The organism is bacterium, from assembly GCA_035380285.1.
Taxonomy (GTDB): domain Bacteria; phylum Auribacterota; class Erginobacteria; order Erginobacterales; family DAOSXE01; genus DAOSXE01.
In genome coordinates, this window is sequence record DAOSXE010000004.1 from 1 (window position 1) to 15424 (window position 15424).

Genomic DNA, 15424 nt, shown 5'->3' on the forward strand with positions numbered 1-15424 from the left:
CTACGGGTTCGCCACCGACACCGTCGTCCCCGGGGACTACACCGGCGACGGAGCCGCCGATATCGCCGTCTTCCGTCCCTCCAACGGGAAGTGGCTGGTCCGGGGCGGCCCCACCGCTTACTTCGGGAACTCGTCGGACACGGTCCAGCCGGCGGACTACGACGGGGACGGAACCTGGGACTTCGCCGTCTTCCGATCCGCCTCGGGGAAATGGCTGGTGCGAGGGGTGACGGCTCCCTACTACGGATCCTCGACCGACCATCCCGTCACCAACCCCTGAGGGGAGGGAAGCAGAGCATAGAGCATGGGGTATAGGGCATAGCGTGCCCCTTAACCTCACCCTCTTCCGTCCCCCTTCATGGCCTTCATGTTCTTCATGGTGATCGTTTCCTGAATTCTGAATTTTTCTCCAACCAGAGTAATCAGGTGCGAAATTCCCCAGGGGCCGGGGCAGGGGGCTACTGTATTCTGAATTCTTCTACTGGCCGCCGCTGGGCATTTTCAGTCCGTCCTCAAACCGTTGAAAATCCCCTTGTGCCCATTTGTGCCTCTTGTGGCCACTTTTTCCCCTCTTGTGCCTTTTGTGGCTAACCCTCCCCCTTCATGATCTTCATGTCCTTCATGGTAGATTCTTTCCCTCATCTGTGAAATCTGTGGACACTCTTCCCGCTTAGCCGGTCGTCGGTTCCAGACGGTTGAGGGCGCTGATCACGGCTTTGATCGACGCGCGGCTGATATTGTCGTCCACCCCGACTCCGAAGATCGGCGCCCTCTCCCCGGCTTCGATGCCGATATAGGCGACGGCGCGGGCGTCGGCCCCCCGTTCGAGTTCGTGTTCCTCGTAAGACGCCACCGAGAACGAACGGCCGAACTTCATGCAAAAACCCCGGACGAACGCGTCGATGGGGCCGGTCCCCCGGCCGGTAAACGCCGTTTCCCGTCCGCGGTCGGAGACCGTCGCCCGGACCCGGGCGGTCCCGTCCTCCCCGGTTTCGATGCGCGCGGCCTTCAGGGCGTAGGGCGAAACCCGGTCCAGGTACTCCCGCCGGAAACAGCGGTAGAGGTCGTCGGGGGAAAGCTCCGCGCCGTCCCGGTCGGTCACCTCCTGGACGACCCGGCCGAATTCCGCCTGCATGGCCGCAGGGAGCCGGAAGCCGTACGCTTCTTCCAGGACGTAGCGCACGCCTCCCTTGCCGGACTGGCTGTTGATGCGGATGAGCCGTTCGTAGCTGCGCCCGACGTCTCCGGGGTCGATGGGCAGGTAGGGGACCTCCCAGTGCGTCTGCCCGCGCTCCCGCCGGTTCTTCATCCCCTTCCCGATGGCGTCCTGGTGCGAACCCGAAAAGGCGGTGTAGACCAGTTCTCCGGCGTAGGGATGGCGGGGATGGACCGGCATCCCGGTGCAGCGGGCGTAGACCTCGCCGACCCGGTCGAGGTCGGAGAAGTCCAACCCCGGGTCCACTCCCTGCGAATAGAGGTTCAGGGCCAGGGTAACGACGTCCATGTTGCCGGTGCGTTCGCCGTTCCCGAACAGACAGCCCTCGACGCGCTCCGCCCCCGCCGCCAGGGCCAGCTCGGCCGCCGCCACCGCGCAGCCCCGGTCGTTGTGGGTGTGCACGCTGACGATGACGCCGTCGCGCCGGGCCAGGCGCCGGTGCATCCACTCGATCTGGTCGGCGTAAACGTGGGGGGGCGCCACCTCGACCGTGGCCGGCAGGTTGAGGATGACCTTCTTCTCCGGCGCGGCACCCCAGACCTCGGTCACCGCGTCGCATACCTCCCGGGCGAATTCCGGTTCGGTGAACGAAAAAGTCTCCGGGGTGTACTCCAGGACCCACTCGGTTTCGGGGTGGGCGGCGGTCAGCTCCCGGACCAGGCGCACCGCCCCCGCCGCCATCTCCCGCACCTGGTCGCGGCTCAGGCCGAAGACCACTTCCCGGAAGACGGGCGCGGTGGCGTTGTAGACGTGCACGACGGCCCGCCGCGATCCTGCCAGCGCCTCCACGGTGCGGCGGATGAGGTGTTCCCGCGCCTGGGTGAGGGCGGACACGGTCACGTCTTTCGGAATGCGTCGCTCCTCGATCAGCGTTCGGACGAAGTCGAAATCGGTCCGGGATGCGGACGGGAACGCCACCTCGATCTCCTTGAACCCGATGTCGCAGAGCAGGCGGAAAAACTCCAGCTTCCGGGACGCGTTCATGGGCTCGAAGAGCGCCTGGTTGCCGTCGCGCAGATCGACGCTGCACCAGATCGGGGCCCGGGTAACCGTCCGGTCGGGCCAGGTGCGGTCACGCAGTCCGACGTCCGGGCGGGGCCGGTATTTGGCGAAGGGCATTTTCGTCATGGTTCATCTCCTGGCGCCGGCTTCCGCCGGCAGGCTAATGTTTGTCTTTCCTCGTTCGGGGCGGGGACGGTTCCCCGCCGATTGTATCCAAAGAAAAAGCCGCCGCCTGGCGGAGGCGGTGGCTTCGTTTCGACGTGGTTATTTACCGACGATTCGAGTAATCCGGGCGCACCCCCTCCGTCATCTCCCGGCGGAGAGCAGGAGGAGGCTAAGTCGATGCCCCGGATTTTCGAAATGCGCAGTCATCGCGGACACAACTACCCGCTTTGCCGGTCCCTGTCAAGCCCGGATTTCTCGGTAGTATCGTCTTTCCGGCATGGCGCCCCCAAAGGCAGGGCCGCTATTTTAAGTGCTTCGCCGGCCGCGTTGATCTACTATGCCTTCGGGACCCGGACGGATTGAAACGTAAACGAAAGGAGAAGGCGATGAAGATAGCGAAAGTAACCGCCGCCCTGCTCGGGCTCGCGCTCTCGGGCTGTTCGATCTTCGGCGGCTCCTCGACCAAGAGCACCGAGGATCTGCTCACCGCCGCCGGATTCAAGCTCAAGCTGGCCGACACCCCCGAGCGGGAAGCCCATCTCAAGACGCTGCCCCAGCGCACCGTGTTCCCCCGGGAACAGGACGGGACCGTTTATTACTTCTTCGCCGACGCCAAGCAGGACCGGCTTTACCGGGGCACCCAGGAAGCCTACCAGAGCTATCAGCTCGAACTGCAGGCTCAGAAGGAAGACGCGCTCGACCAGGAGTTGAGCGAGAAGGAACACGACGACGCCGTGCTCAACGCCGCGACCATGGGGGGCTGGGAGGTCTGGGAAGTCTGGGATCCCTGAACACTGGATCTCACATGTAGGCATGTAGGTAGTGTAGGGGGGAAGGGAAGGGTTCGGGGTTCAGGGGGGCAGGCATGGAGCATGGGGCATAGAGCGTAGAGTCCGTGACATTTCTTTCTTCCTGGCCTTCATGTTCTTCATGGTGATCGTTTCCTGAATTCTTCCCCAATCAGAGTTAATCAGAGAAATCAGGTGCAAAAAGGGTTCGGGGTTCAGGAAGGAGGCACCCCCCCCGGCCCTTGGGGGGAGCAGAGGGCATAGAGTAAAACACTCTGCTTTTCTTCCTTCATATATCCCCATACCTTCCCGATCTGTGTCATCTGTGGACGTATTGAGGGGGCGCGGTTGAGGGCTACTGAATTCTGAATTCTGACTCCTGAATTCTTCCCCTGAACTGTCTCTATGCTCCATGCCCTATGCTCTATGCTTTTCACAGGTGCAAAGATCTCCAGGGGGCCGAGGCGGGGGGCTCCTGAATACTGAATTCTGACTCCTGAATTCTTCCCCTGAACCCTGGGGGCTGGTGGGGGGATGTCTTATCCACCGCCGGGAACCGTTTCTACCGGGTTTTCCCCAGGTTATCCACAGGGGAAAATCAGTTGCCGATGGTGACGTTCTGATCCTGGGGCAGCGTGTCGGGAACAGCCACCTCGGCGTCGGTGGGGAGGTTGTCGGGCACGGCCACGTCGGCGTTCGCCGGCAGGTACTGAGGCACCGAGACCTCGGCGTTCGCGGGGAGGTTGCCGGGCACCGCGACGTCGGCGTCGGTAGGGAGGGAATCGGGGACCGCGACCTCGGCGTCGGTCGGCAGATTGTCGCCTACGGCGACGTTTTCCGGGGAGGGAAACGGCTGCGGTATCTCGACCGACGCGGAGCTCCCGGAGGGCTCGGCTTCGGCTACCCGCAAGGCCGTCGAGGTGGAGATCAGAAAAACCGTCAGGATTCCGGCGGCAAATGTCCGCATTGCCTGCTCCTTTTTTCCGGTTGCGGTTCCGCGTTTTCTCGCCCCGCTACTATACCACCGCGCCGCCCGGGCCGTGCGGCAAATCCATGTAACCTTGGACGCACCATGAAGGGGAAGGGATTTACCACAGGGCACAGAGGGGGAAGAGAGGGTTCAGGGTTCGGGGTTCAGGGGGAGGGAGGCATGGAGCATGGGGCATAGAGCATAGAGCCCGGCATTCTGCTTTTCACGGGTGCAAGAATCTCCAAGGCCAAGGCAGGGGCCTGAACCCTGAACCCTGAATTCCTCTATGCTCCATGCCCTATGCTCTATGCTTTTCATAGGTGCAAAGATCTCCAGGGGGCCGAGGCAGGGGGCTCCTGAATACTGAATTCTGACTCCTGAATTCTTCCCCTGAACCCTGAATTCCTCCCCCGAACTGTCTCTATGCTCCATGCCCTATGCTCTATGCTTTTCATAGGTGCAGAAATCTTCAGGGTTCGCGGCGGGGGTAGCCCGCTCAGCGGGCTCGGATCAGGGAAAACAGCGAGATCAGGCCCCAGAGGCCCGCGGTCGCAATCGCCGCCGGGGCCGGCCACACTTCCCACCCCCGCAGCAGCGCGTAGAATGCGGGGGCGAGGAGCCAGCCGGGGACGACGGCTTCGGCCGTGCGCAGCCCCCGGGGGATGCCCCGGCTCAGGATCCACTGCAGCAGCGCCGCCGCCAGCCATCCCGCGCCCAGCCACAGGATTTCCGGGGAGACCCCGTTGCCGGCCAGGGGCCGGTACCAGCCCTCGAAGAGCCCGGTGGCGGGGCCTTCCAGGATGACGGGGAGCAGCAGGAAGGGCGCCAGGCAAAGCAGGGCCGCCGCCGCCGCGGACCGGGCCGTCCAGCGGGGACGCGGAAGCGGCAGGCAGAGACGGTTCCAGCCGTCGCAGCGGCGGTAGACGAAAAAGAGGGTGGCTCGGGAGCCGGGACCCAGTTGGAGAGACGGGAACGACAGTTCCCGAGGCCCCGGTCCGAACGAGTTTGCTGTTGACACCTGCCACCTCCCCCTGTTTACTACCATGCGACGGAACCAGCGGTCAATAAACCACAACTGGGAGCTTTTTTCAGTAAAAAGTTCCAACCCTGCAAGGAGAAGGTGCATGAAACAATTGGGCGCAATCCTGGGCATCGCCGCTCTCGTGGTCCTGGGCGGCTGCATCAAGGCCAACGAGGAGATCACCCTGAACAAGGACGGGAGCGGTTCCTGCACCCTGACCTACGGGATGAGCGAGCAGAGCATCCAGCAGCTTCAGGCCATGGCCAAGCAGCAGGAAGGCGGCGAGATGGAGATGGACATGGACGCCTTCGAGTTCGACGAGAACAAGGTCAAGGAGAGCTTCGAGGCGCTCAAGGACAAGGGCGTGACCCTCAAGGACGTCAAGGCCGAAGTCAAGGACGGGTGGAAATACATCACCGTCGCCTTCGACTTCCAGAGCCTCAACGGCCTGGCCGAATCCGACACGCCCCTGGAGGGATTTTCCCTGAGCAAGGATGATTCCGGCAATTACGTCTTCATGACCGGCAGCGGGGAAGCCTCGGAAGTGACCCCCGAGCAGGCCGAAGAAGCCAAGATGATGGCCGGGATGTTCGCCGGAATGCGGATCCAGATCCGGATCAACGTCCCCACCAAGGTCATCGAGACCAACGCGCCGGTCAAGGGCGATTCCTACGCCGAATGGGTCTGGGACATCGACAAGGACCCGGTCGCCCTGGTCAAGATGGAGAACGAAGGGATGAAGCTGGTCTTCGACGGGACCGGCGTCGATATCCCCGCGTTCCAGGAAGTCGAGGAAGAAGACGCGGGAATGGTCGCGGTGGGCTCTTCCGACAACGGCGACGAGATGGAAGAGGAAGGCATCGAGGTCGAGGTCGAGGAGTAAGTTCCGAGCTTCGCGCCGAAAGCCCCCCGCCGTTCGCGGCGGGGGGCTTTTTTTACCGCGCCGAGCGGCCGGCCGGGGAGGAAACTCGTTGCCCGCGGCCGGAAATTATCCCATGATTCCCACCATGAAAATTTCCTCGAAACTCCCGGGAATCTGCGCCGGGTTGGGCCTGCTCGCCTCGGGCTGTTCCACCGGCGTCAACTTCATCTCCGCCGACCAGCTCGCCCCCGGCGAGCTGGAGGAGGAGCAGCTGCGGGAAGAGACCTTCACGCCCACCCTCAACCTTCTCACCGGGGAGAAACTGGTCTACGACGTCAACTGGATGGGGATTTCGGTGGGGCAGGTCGAGGTGGAGAACCACGGGATCGAAGAGGTGGACGGCGTGGAGGCCTACCATGTCACCACCGTCACCCGGGCCAACGATTTTCTCGCCAACTTCTTCAACATCGAAGACACCGTGCATTCCTGGATCCTCCCCGGGTCCGGGTGCCCGGTCCGTTTCGAAAAAGTCATCAAGGAAGGCCACTACACCAAGCACCAGCGGATCGTCTACGACCAGGAGAACCTGAGGGCGGTGTATACCCGTCCCGACCGGGAAAAAGACGAGCCCTACGGATTCGATATCTCGCCCTGTACCCAGGACGTTCTCAGCCTGCTCTTCTGGGTCCGCAACCAGCCCTTCCGCCTGGGGGACATCCTCTCCACCCGGGTCAATGCCGACAAGAAGAACTGGGACGTCGAAATCGAAGTGGTGGAACGGGGGGCGTTCGACACCGGCCCCCTGGAGAGAGTCAAGGTGTATCGGCTCGAGCCCCGGGCCACCCACGAGGGGAGCCCGCTCAAGAAAGGGACGATGTCGGCCTGGGTGACCTCCGATTACCGCCATGTGCCGGTCGCGTTTCAGGTCGAGGCCAAGATCGTGGGCAACATCAACGCCGTCATCTCCGAGGCCGTTCTCCCCCCGCTCCCGGTCGAACCGGTCGTCAGCGTGGAGGAAGTCTACGACATCATGGAGATTTACGACCCCGACCAGTGGATCCGCGGGGAAGCCCAGACCGACAACTTTCTCCGCGGGGCGGCGCTGCGCGCCCTCATCTTCGATCCCCCTCCCGGCGAAAACGGCGGCGGCGATGAGTGAGCCGGGCCCGCAACGACGGCTCTTCGAGCTGGTCCGGGAGCGGATGGAGGCCAACCCGGCCTGCCACGACTACGACCACACCCTGCGGGTCTACCGCACCGCCCTCGAGATCGCGGAAGGGGAGGGCGCCGACCGGGAGGTGGTGTCCGCGGCCGCGCTCCTGCACGATATCGCCCGCGACCGGGAACTGGAGGAGGGGAGCGAAAACTGCCACGCCCGCCTCGGCGCCGAGGAGACGCAGACCATCCTGGCCGGGTGCGGCTTCGAGGACCGCGCCTTCATCGCCCGGGTCGCCGCCTGCGTGGCTTCCCACCGCTACCGCCGCCGCCCGGGGCAGGAACCCCCGGCCAGCCCCGAGGAACGGGCCGTCTTCGACGCCGACAAGCTCGACGGCATGGGGGCGGTGGGCATCGCCCGGGCGTTTCATTTCGCGGGCCGGATCGGCGCGCGGCTCCACAACTCCCCCGAAGCCGCCCTGGAATCGGACCCGTACAGCCGGGAGGACACCGCCTACCGGGAGTACCTGATCAAGCTGCGCCGCCTGGAAGACACCATGCTCACGGCCACGGGACGGCGCCTGGCCCGGGAACGGTCCGAATTCATGGACGAGTTCTTCCGCCGCCTCTGCGCGGAGACCGGCACCGGTTTTCCCGCCCGGGAAGAAGACTGACCCGGGAGCGGCCCCAGGCCGCCCCTCGCCGCGCCCGGGGATTTCCGAAGTTTACGTTCCCATCGGACCCCGTTTGTGTTTAGACTAACAAGGCAGAAAATATGTATTAATTTATCACGGTGAGCCCGCGGGGCCGCCAAGGGGGTTTCTCATGAAACGGTATGGCCGGCTGATGACGGCGGGGGTATTTTTCGCGGTTGTGGCTCTCCCTCCTTCCGCCCCTGCCGATCCCTCCCCGTCTCCGACCCCGGAACTCCCCGGGGAGTGCGAGCCCAGCTTCCGCAGCCTCCTCTTCAACGAATCCTCCGCTTTCGTGGCTCTGTCGGACGACATCGACGAGACCCCGCCGTTTTCCATCACGGCCTGGGTCTATCTCGACAGCTACGCCCCCAGCGATATATTCCCTTACTACGCCGGGCGCACGATCCTGGCCCGAGGGAATCTGAGATACTCCGGCGCGTGGGACTACCTTTTCAACGTCAACGGCCATAACCGTCTCGGTTTCGTCACCCACCCGACCGTCGCTTCGGCCCCGCACGTGGAGGCGGAAGACGAGTTCCCCCTGGGCCGCTGGGTTTTCGTGGCCTTCACCCACGACGGCCGTACCGGCCGGCTCTACCAGGACGGGGTCCTGGTAGGGGTCTCGGAAGCCCTGGAGCCGGGGGACAACCATAACACCAGCCCGACCTGGCTGGGCGCGAGCTGGAACTCGGCCCCGGGGAACTCCCATTCCTGGGCGGGGATGATCGACGACCTCGCGGTCTACCGCGGGGAGAACGGGGGGGCCCTGACCCCGGAGCAGATCGCGGCCATCCGCGACGGGAAGGGGCATCTCTCCGGGTGCCTGCTCGGCCGCTGGCCGGCCGAGGAAGGCAGCGGGTCCCTCCTGGGGGACGAGTTCGACGTCAACGACGGGACGCTCCACGAGGTCGGGTGGTCCGTCTCCCACCGGCCCAACGACCCCTGCGCCACGCCGTCGGAGACTCCCGAACCGCAACCTTCCCCGAGCCCCAGCGCTTCGGCGGATCCGATGCCGACGCTCTCTCCCCCGCCCGGCGCTACGCCGAGTCCGATTCCGACGCTCTCCCCCCGTCCCAGCGCTTTTTCGTCTCCGACCCCGGAACTCCCGGGGGAGTGCGAGCCCAGCCTGCGCAGCCTCCTCTTCGACGGGAACAACGATTACGTGGCTCTGTCGGACGACATCGACGAGACCCCGCCGTTTTCGATCACGGCCTGGGTCTATCTCGACAGCTACGCCCCCACCGCTACGTTTCCTTACTACGGCGGGCGCACGATCCTGGCTCGGGGGAATCTGAGATACTCCGGCGAGTGGGATTATATTTTCAACGTCAACGGCCGTAACCGTCTCGGTTTCGTCACCCACCCGTATTTTTCTTCGGCCCCGCACGTGGAGGCGGAAGACGAGTTCCCCCTGGGCCGCTGGGTTTTCGTGGCCTTCACCCACGACGGCCGTACCGGCCGGCTCTACCAGGACGGGGTCCTGGTAGGGGTCTCGGAAGCCCTGGAGCCGGGGGACAACCATAACACCAGCCCGACCTGGCTGGGCGCGAGCTGGAACTCGGCCCCGGGGAACTCCCATTCCTGGGCGGGGATGATCGACGACCTCGCGGTCTACCGCGGGGAGAACGGGGGGGCCCTGACCCCGGAGCAGATCGCGGCCATCCGCGACGGGAAGGGGCATCTCTCCGGGTGCCTGCTCGGCCGCTGGCCGGCCGAGGAAGGCAGCGGGTCCCTCCTGGGGGACGAGTTCGGCGTCAACGACGGAACGCTCCACGGGGCGGCATGGTCCCTGTCGCACCGGCCCAACGACCCCTGCGCCACGCCGCCGCCGTCCCCCGGCCCTCCGCCCTCTCCGAGCCCCAGCGCTTCGGCGAGTCCGATCCCGCCCACGACCCCCAGCCCCACCCCGGCGGCTCCCGAGCTGCTTCTCGGCGCCGACCCGGTCTCGGGGGCGGCCCCGCTTACGGTCGACTTCGAGGCCACCGTCCTCTTCGGAGGCTCGATTCAATACTACCGCTGGGATTACAACGGGGACGGGGTCTGGGACTATATATCTCCCCGTTCTCCGCGCAGTTCCCACACCTATAACGCCGTCGGAACCTACCAGGCCATCTGCGAAGTGGAGGATTCGCTCGCCCGGGTGGCGCGCAATTCCGTCTACGATATCCTGGTCTACGAGGAAACCGCCCCTCCGGTCGTCGAGGCTCGCGCCGATCCGGTTTCGGGTTCGGCTCCGCTTGCGGTCGGGCTCGACGGGACCGTGAACTCGCCTCACGAAATCCTCTTTTATCTCTGGGACTTCGAGAGCGACGGCACCATCGATCACCTGTCGCTCGAGGGCGCGTCCATCGTTCATGTCTACGGGCAGGCCGGGACCTGGCAGGCCCGCCTCAGCGTTCTCGACGACCACGGTTTGGTCGAGAGCGATACGGTCGAAATCGAGGTCTCCCCCGCGGGAACGCCCTTGACGGTCGCGGCCTCGGCGGACCCGGAATCGGGGACCATCCCGCTCGTGGTCGCTTTCACGGTTGTCGCCGAACCGGAGGAGGACATCGTCCTCTACGCCTGGGATTTCGACGGCGACGGCGAAAGCGACTGGAGTTCGCAGACTTCGGGGAGCGTCGCCCACAGCTACGCGCTGGCCGGCAATTACACGGCGACCGTCCGGGTCGAGGCCGCCGACGGTCGGGAAGCCGCCGATTCGGTCACGGTGGACGCGGGCACGCCCGCGGAGATGAAAATCTGGGTCTCCAGCCCCCGGGACGGGCAGACGATTTCGGGCAACGCCGTCACCGTCCGTATCAATACCGCCCCCGGAAACGGCACCGGCTGGGTGCAGCCGCAGTACCGCCCGGAGGGGGAATCGGAATGGACCGATATGACCGACCCCATCTATCCTCCCCCCTACAGCTTCTACTGCTCCTGGGACACCACCGCCATACCCTTCGGGGACTACCAGATCAGGGGAAAAGGAGCCGATACCGACGGAACCGTCGTCTATTCCGATCCGGTAACCGTAACCGTGGTCGCCGCCGACTCCCATATCGATGAAACCATCGACGAGTTCGGGAACCGCCGGAGGAGGGAAAAAACATCCGATGAAGCGTCGTTGCTGGTAGAGATCGCCGGCGGTCTCTCGCTCCACGTCCCCTGCGCGGCGCTGGGTTCGGCAGACGCCGCGGTCATTCTCGAACGCCCCGCCCGGAACCCGCACCCGGGCCGCGCGCTGAGGGCGTTGCCGGAGCGGATGATCCTGACCGCCGTCGTTTCCCTGGAAAACTCCGGGGGGCTGCGGAAACCGGCGGAACTCACGGTCCCCTATCCGGATGCTGACGACAACGGGATCCTCGACGGCACCGGTATCCGGGAAGGCGATCTCAAGATTTTCCGTTACAACGAGATCTCCGAAATCTGGCAGCCGACGGCGGGGAGCACGGTCTACCGCGAAGAAAACTTCATCTGCGCCCCGGTCATGTCGGTGGGGACGTACGCCGCCGGCGTCGTCTCGGTGCAGGGTGTCGGCCCGGGAGATTATGACGGCGACGGCACCGCCGAAATCGCCCTGTACCGCCCGTCTCGGGGACTCTGGCTGATACGGGGCAAGACCAGGGCGTTTTACGGGCTTTCGGAGGACCTGCCGGTCCCGGCCGACTACGACGGCGACGGGACGTGGGATATCGCCCTGTTCCGGCCTTCCTCGAGCAAGTGGCTGATCCGCAACGGCAACTCCTGTTTCTACGGGACCGGCGCCGATTTCCCGGTCCCGGCCGACTACGACGGGGACGGCGACGCCGACATCGCGCTCTTCCGCCCCCAGAGCGGGAAATGGGCGATCCGCGGCGGTTCCGCCGTCTACTTCGGCGCCGCGGGGGACGTGCCGGTTCGGGGCGACTACGACGGCGACGGCGACGTCGACATCGCCGTTTTCCGGCCTTCCTCGGGGAAGTGGCTGATAAGAGACGCCGAGGCCTGTTTTTACGGGGAATCCGGGGATATTCCGGTCCCGGCCGACTACGACGGGGACGGCGACGCCGACATCGCGCTCTTCCGCCCCCAAAGCGGGAAATGGGCTGTCCGCGACGGTTCCGCCGTCTACTTCGGCGTCGACGGGGATTTGCCGGTTCCGGCCGACTACGACGGCGACGGGGTCGCCGATATCGCCCTATTCCGGAGCGGCTCCTCCCGGTGGATGATCCGGGGGGGGATTTCGGTGATTTTCGGGATGGCGGCCGATCAGCCGGTGACTAACCCCTGACGGCGGCGGCCGCCCCGGGTCCCTTCCCGGCGGGGCGGATGCCGGAGGTGGGGCTGGAAATTCAGGTTGTTATGTCAGGCAATAAATACGCTTGATCGGATTGATCGCCTGGAGCCGGCCTCATCGAGGCCGGTTTTTGCCTGTCTTTGCCAATAGAATGGCGATAAACGGCATTGCCATTTTCGAATTGCCCCATGGAATATCCGTGACCTCGGTCCGATAACCCCATTCCGATCGAGGGGGGTAGTGGCCGTAAAACATTTAGGCGATCCGATATCCGGGACCTCCAAATCCGAGAAGCGGGAAATCCTCTTGTTTGAACTAAGAAACGGGAACATAATCGATATAGAAAAAGTTTTCCCTGTATCTACCCACAGCGGAGGGAGAACGGGATATGAGAATCCTTCAGACCCTGTTTCTCGTCCTTACCTTCACCCTGAGCCCGGCCTTTGGGCGGCAAGCTGACCCACCCTGGGAATACGAATGGAACGCCGACGAGCCTCCGCGGCACGCTCCGGATTTCACCTTCCGGGGGGTGCTGATCGCCCGGCGGGAGGCCGACCCCATAATTTCCGCCCCGACCGACGGCATCGCCTACCACGACGGCGACCTTATCGGAGACGCCCAGGTGGTTTATCTGGGGCGTGGGAATCCTATTTATACATCTTCGGGATGGTGCGATTCCGGGTTGATCGACGAGCACAGCTACTACTTCAAGTTGTTTTCCTATGACGAGGGTTGGAATTATTCCACGGGGGTGGGGGTCGATGCTGTGATCGTCGGCGCGTCGCCCACGCCCGTCTCCTACTCCAGCGCTCTCCGTTTAGGAGACCGTGAGGGTAAGCTTACGCTTTCTTCTCCGACCCCTGTCGCACTTCCCGCTGATGTGTCGTCCTTGCACGCCCAGCCCTACTCCGGGGGAGTTTGTTTGCAATGGGTCAACCCACGCGACCTGGTGGGCTGGGGGTGCGAGGGCTCGGACTGCTGCCTGACCGAAGGGGGGATCGTCGTGCTCGATACCGATACCCCCGAAGGTACGAGAAAAAGCTATTACTCTAAGGCCGTCGAGCTCGTTTCCTCCTACACCGTCGAGTTCCGGATGAAAGTGTTGACCAGTTCCGGCCTCGACGGAAGGTTGAAGTTTCGTTCCGTCACCCGACGCCCCGCCGGGGGTACGGGAGTCAATGTCGTTGAACTCGACTTCTCGGAGACCCAGATCGGGATGTCGCCGAGTTACCCGTATGTGTTCGTATTCGATATGGATACCGCCGACGACTTCCACGTTTATCGCGTAGTGGGGGATTCCGGGTACTGGTCTCTTTACGTGGACGGTACCCGCCGAGGCGGAGGGAGATTGACCAACCGAAACCCGGAATTGGCCGGAATCTATTTCGGCGATGCCGTCGGTGCCGGATCTCAATCCGAGTGGGATTACATCAAATACGCCTCTGGGGCTTATCATTATCCTACTCCCACCCCGACCCCCTCGGCCGCGCCGACCCCTACGACCACGCGGACGCCGGAACTTCCCGGCACACCCAGCCCCTACGTCCTGCCGGTCCTGTGCTCCGGCGACTACGACGGGGACGGAAGCTCCGACATCGCCGTCTTCCGCTCCCGCGAGGGCAAGTGGCTGGTGAGAGGCTTGGGGGTTTCCTGGTACGGGAAGAAGGGGGACCTTCCGGTTCCGGGGGACTACGACGGCAACGGGGTGACCGACATCGGGATCTATCGTCATGATAGCGGGTTGTGGGCGGTGAAGGGGCTGAGCCGGTTCCAAGTGCCCGCCAGCTGCGTTCCGGTCCCCGCGGACTACGACGGTGACGGCTCGACCGACGCGGCCGTCTTCCGCCTCTTATATGGGCTCTGGACGGTACGGGGTATCACCCAGGTCTGGTTCGGGCAAAATATGGACATCCCGGTCCCGGCCGACTATGACGGCGACGGTTCGGACGAGATCGCCGTCTGGCGCCCCGGAACCGGGGCCTGGCTGGTGAGGGGCTTGACCCGCTGGTACTACGGTCAGCGTGCCGACGATCCGGTGCCGGGTCGCTATGTTTGGGAGGGGACGCCGATAATTCGGGATCGGCCGGCGGTCTATCGTTCGAGACAGGGAAAATGGTTGGTCCTGGGTGGAGCCTCGTTCTATTACGGCGCCGGGGGCGCCGCCCCTTTGCCCGGGACCTACTTGGGCGGGGTTCTCGATCAAGCCGCCGTCTTCCGGCCGGTCCAGGGCCTCTGGTCCGTCCGGGGCTTCACCAAGGCCTACTTCGGGCAATATTGGGACTACCCGGTGACCAGATAAGGAATTATGGAATGAGTAAAATCCCTTCGGTGGTTTCTTTCCCCCGGGAGAGATGAAGCCATAAAGGCCGGCAAGTTTTTTATTCTGATCTTGTCCGTAGCCTGGGCCGGCCTTCCCTGTCCAGGGCAAGCCCAGTCTCCGGCCCCCAGTCCATCCCCCGCCCCGATAGTCGAATCGTTTACCAACAGCCTGGGGATGGAGTTCGTGCCTGTGGAGGGGCTGGACGGGGTTCTTTTCTCCAAGTACGAGACCCGGGTGAAGGACTTCCGGGCTTTCGTGGAGGACAAGGCCTTTAACGGGGGCTACAGCTACCGGGACGGCAACGCTCCTTTTGTTGTTGTTAAGGATGGCGAACTAGTCAGCAACTGGGATTACGGCTGGTCTAACCCGGGCTTTGAGCAGACCGGCGATCACCCAGTGACTTGCGTGAGTTGGGAGGATGCCAAAGCCTTCTGCGAGTGGCTGACCCGGAAGGAACGGCAGGAGCGCAAGATCGGCCTGGAAGAGGAGTACAGGTTGCCCACCGACTGGGAATGGTCAATGGCGGTGGGCTTGAGGGAAGGCCGAGAGGGGAGCCCAGAAAGTAAGGACGAGAAGATTAAAGACGTTTATCCCTGGGACGGAGGCAGGGGGAAGTTGCCCCCCCCGCGGGGGGCGGGGAATTACGCTGGAGAGGAAGTCCGAGATAAGGACTGGCCAAGTGGTTTGATGATCATTGAAGACTATAACGACGGATACCCGCGGACCTCTCCCGTGGGCTCCTTCGCGGCTAATGCTAACGGGATCTACGACCTGGGCGGGAACGTCTGGGAGTGGTGCGAGGATAGGTACTCGTATGGGTCGTACGGCCGGGTTCTGCGGGGTGGTTCTTGGAACGGCATCGATCCCGGGGCCCTGCTCTCATCGCGCCGCGGCTACACCAGTCCCGACGACCGCTACGGTTACGGCGGTTTCCGAGTGGTGTTGGGCAGTTCCCCCAAATAGGCTCGG

The 15424-nt window shown here is 64.0% G+C and carries 11 protein-coding genes; 8 read left to right on the plus strand and 3 right to left on the minus strand.

The window, feature by feature from the left end:
• On the plus strand, positions 1–280 hold a 280-nt coding region (locus tag PLZ73_02165; GenBank protein ID HOO76673.1), incomplete at its 5' end, for a hypothetical protein.
• A 390-nt stretch (positions 281–670) separates the two neighbouring features.
• Here the strand turns inward: PLZ73_02165 and leuA are convergent.
• Positions 671–2344: a 2-isopropylmalate synthase gene (gene leuA, locus PLZ73_02170; protein ID HOO76674.1), complete on the minus strand. Its 1674-nt coding sequence runs from the start codon at positions 2342–2344 to the stop codon at positions 671–673.
• Between the two features lie 425 nt (positions 2345–2769).
• On the opposite strand from leuA, the gene PLZ73_02175 reads away from it, so the two are divergent.
• The gene (locus PLZ73_02175) at positions 2770–3174 is read left to right on the plus strand and encodes a hypothetical protein (GenBank protein ID HOO76675.1); all 405 of its coding nucleotides are present in this window, start codon (positions 2770–2772) and stop codon (positions 3172–3174) included.
• Positions 3175–3769: 595 nt separating this feature from the next.
• Here the strand turns inward: PLZ73_02175 and PLZ73_02180 are convergent.
• Both PLZ73_02180 and PLZ73_02185 read right to left on the minus strand, forming a co-directional pair.
• The gene (locus PLZ73_02180) at positions 3770–4138 is read right to left on the minus strand and encodes a hypothetical protein (GenBank protein HOO76676.1); all 369 of its coding nucleotides are present in this window, start codon (positions 4136–4138) and stop codon (positions 3770–3772) included.
• A 499-nt stretch (positions 4139–4637) separates the two neighbouring features.
• Positions 4638–5159, minus strand: a complete 522-nt coding sequence (locus PLZ73_02185; protein ID HOO76677.1) for a hypothetical protein — start codon at positions 5157–5159, stop codon at positions 4638–4640.
• A gap of 106 nt (positions 5160–5265) precedes the next feature.
• Here PLZ73_02185 and PLZ73_02190 point away from each other — a divergent pair, with 106 nt between their 5' ends.
• From PLZ73_02190 to PLZ73_02215, 6 genes are all read left to right on the plus strand, one after another.
• Positions 5266–6045, plus strand: coding sequence for a hypothetical protein (locus PLZ73_02190; GenBank protein ID HOO76678.1), 780 nt, complete (start codon positions 5266–5268; stop codon positions 6043–6045).
• An 88-nt stretch (positions 6046–6133) separates the two neighbouring features.
• Positions 6134–7183, plus strand: a complete 1050-nt coding sequence (locus PLZ73_02195; GenBank protein ID HOO76679.1) for a DUF3108 domain-containing protein — start codon at positions 6134–6136, stop codon at positions 7181–7183.
• Positions 7176–7853, plus strand: a complete 678-nt coding sequence (locus PLZ73_02200; protein ID HOO76680.1) for an HD domain-containing protein — start codon at positions 7176–7178, stop codon at positions 7851–7853. Before PLZ73_02195 ends, PLZ73_02200 begins: the two co-directional genes overlap by 8 nt.
• A 151-nt stretch (positions 7854–8004) precedes the next feature.
• Positions 8005–12129, plus strand: coding sequence for a PKD domain-containing protein (locus PLZ73_02205; GenBank protein ID HOO76681.1), 4125 nt, complete (start codon positions 8005–8007; stop codon positions 12127–12129).
• 394 nt (positions 12130–12523) lie between these two features.
• A complete protein-coding gene (locus tag PLZ73_02210; protein ID HOO76682.1) occupies positions 12524–14434 on the plus strand; it encodes a VCBS repeat-containing protein in 1911 nt (636 codons plus the stop codon).
• A gap of 204 nt (positions 14435–14638) precedes the next feature.
• On the plus strand, positions 14639–15418 hold the full coding sequence (locus PLZ73_02215) for an SUMF1/EgtB/PvdO family nonheme iron enzyme (GenBank protein HOO76683.1): 780 nt from the start codon (positions 14639–14641) through the stop codon (positions 15416–15418).
• The last annotated feature ends 6 nt before the right edge of the window (positions 15419–15424 follow it).

Bases quoted from the DNA above. Each gene is read 5' to 3' on its own strand.
- leuA (HOO76674.1), bottom strand. From the start codon at position 2,344: ATGACGAAAATGCCCTTCGCCAAATACCGGCCCCGCCCGGACGTCGGA.
- PLZ73_02175 (HOO76675.1), top strand. From the start codon at position 2,770: ATGAAGATAGCGAAAGTAACCGCCGCCCTGCTCGGGCTCGCGCTCTCG.
- PLZ73_02180 (HOO76676.1), bottom strand. From the start codon at position 4,138: ATGCGGACATTTGCCGCCGGAATCCTGACGGTTTTTCTGATCTCCACC.
- PLZ73_02190 (HOO76678.1), top strand. From the start codon at position 5,266: ATGAAACAATTGGGCGCAATCCTGGGCATCGCCGCTCTCGTGGTCCTG.
- PLZ73_02200 (HOO76680.1), top strand. From the start codon at position 7,176: ATGAGTGAGCCGGGCCCGCAACGACGGCTCTTCGAGCTGGTCCGGGAG.
- PLZ73_02205 (HOO76681.1), top strand. From the start codon at position 8,005: ATGAAACGGTATGGCCGGCTGATGACGGCGGGGGTATTTTTCGCGGTT.
- PLZ73_02210 (HOO76682.1), top strand. From the start codon at position 12,524: ATGAGAATCCTTCAGACCCTGTTTCTCGTCCTTACCTTCACCCTGAGC.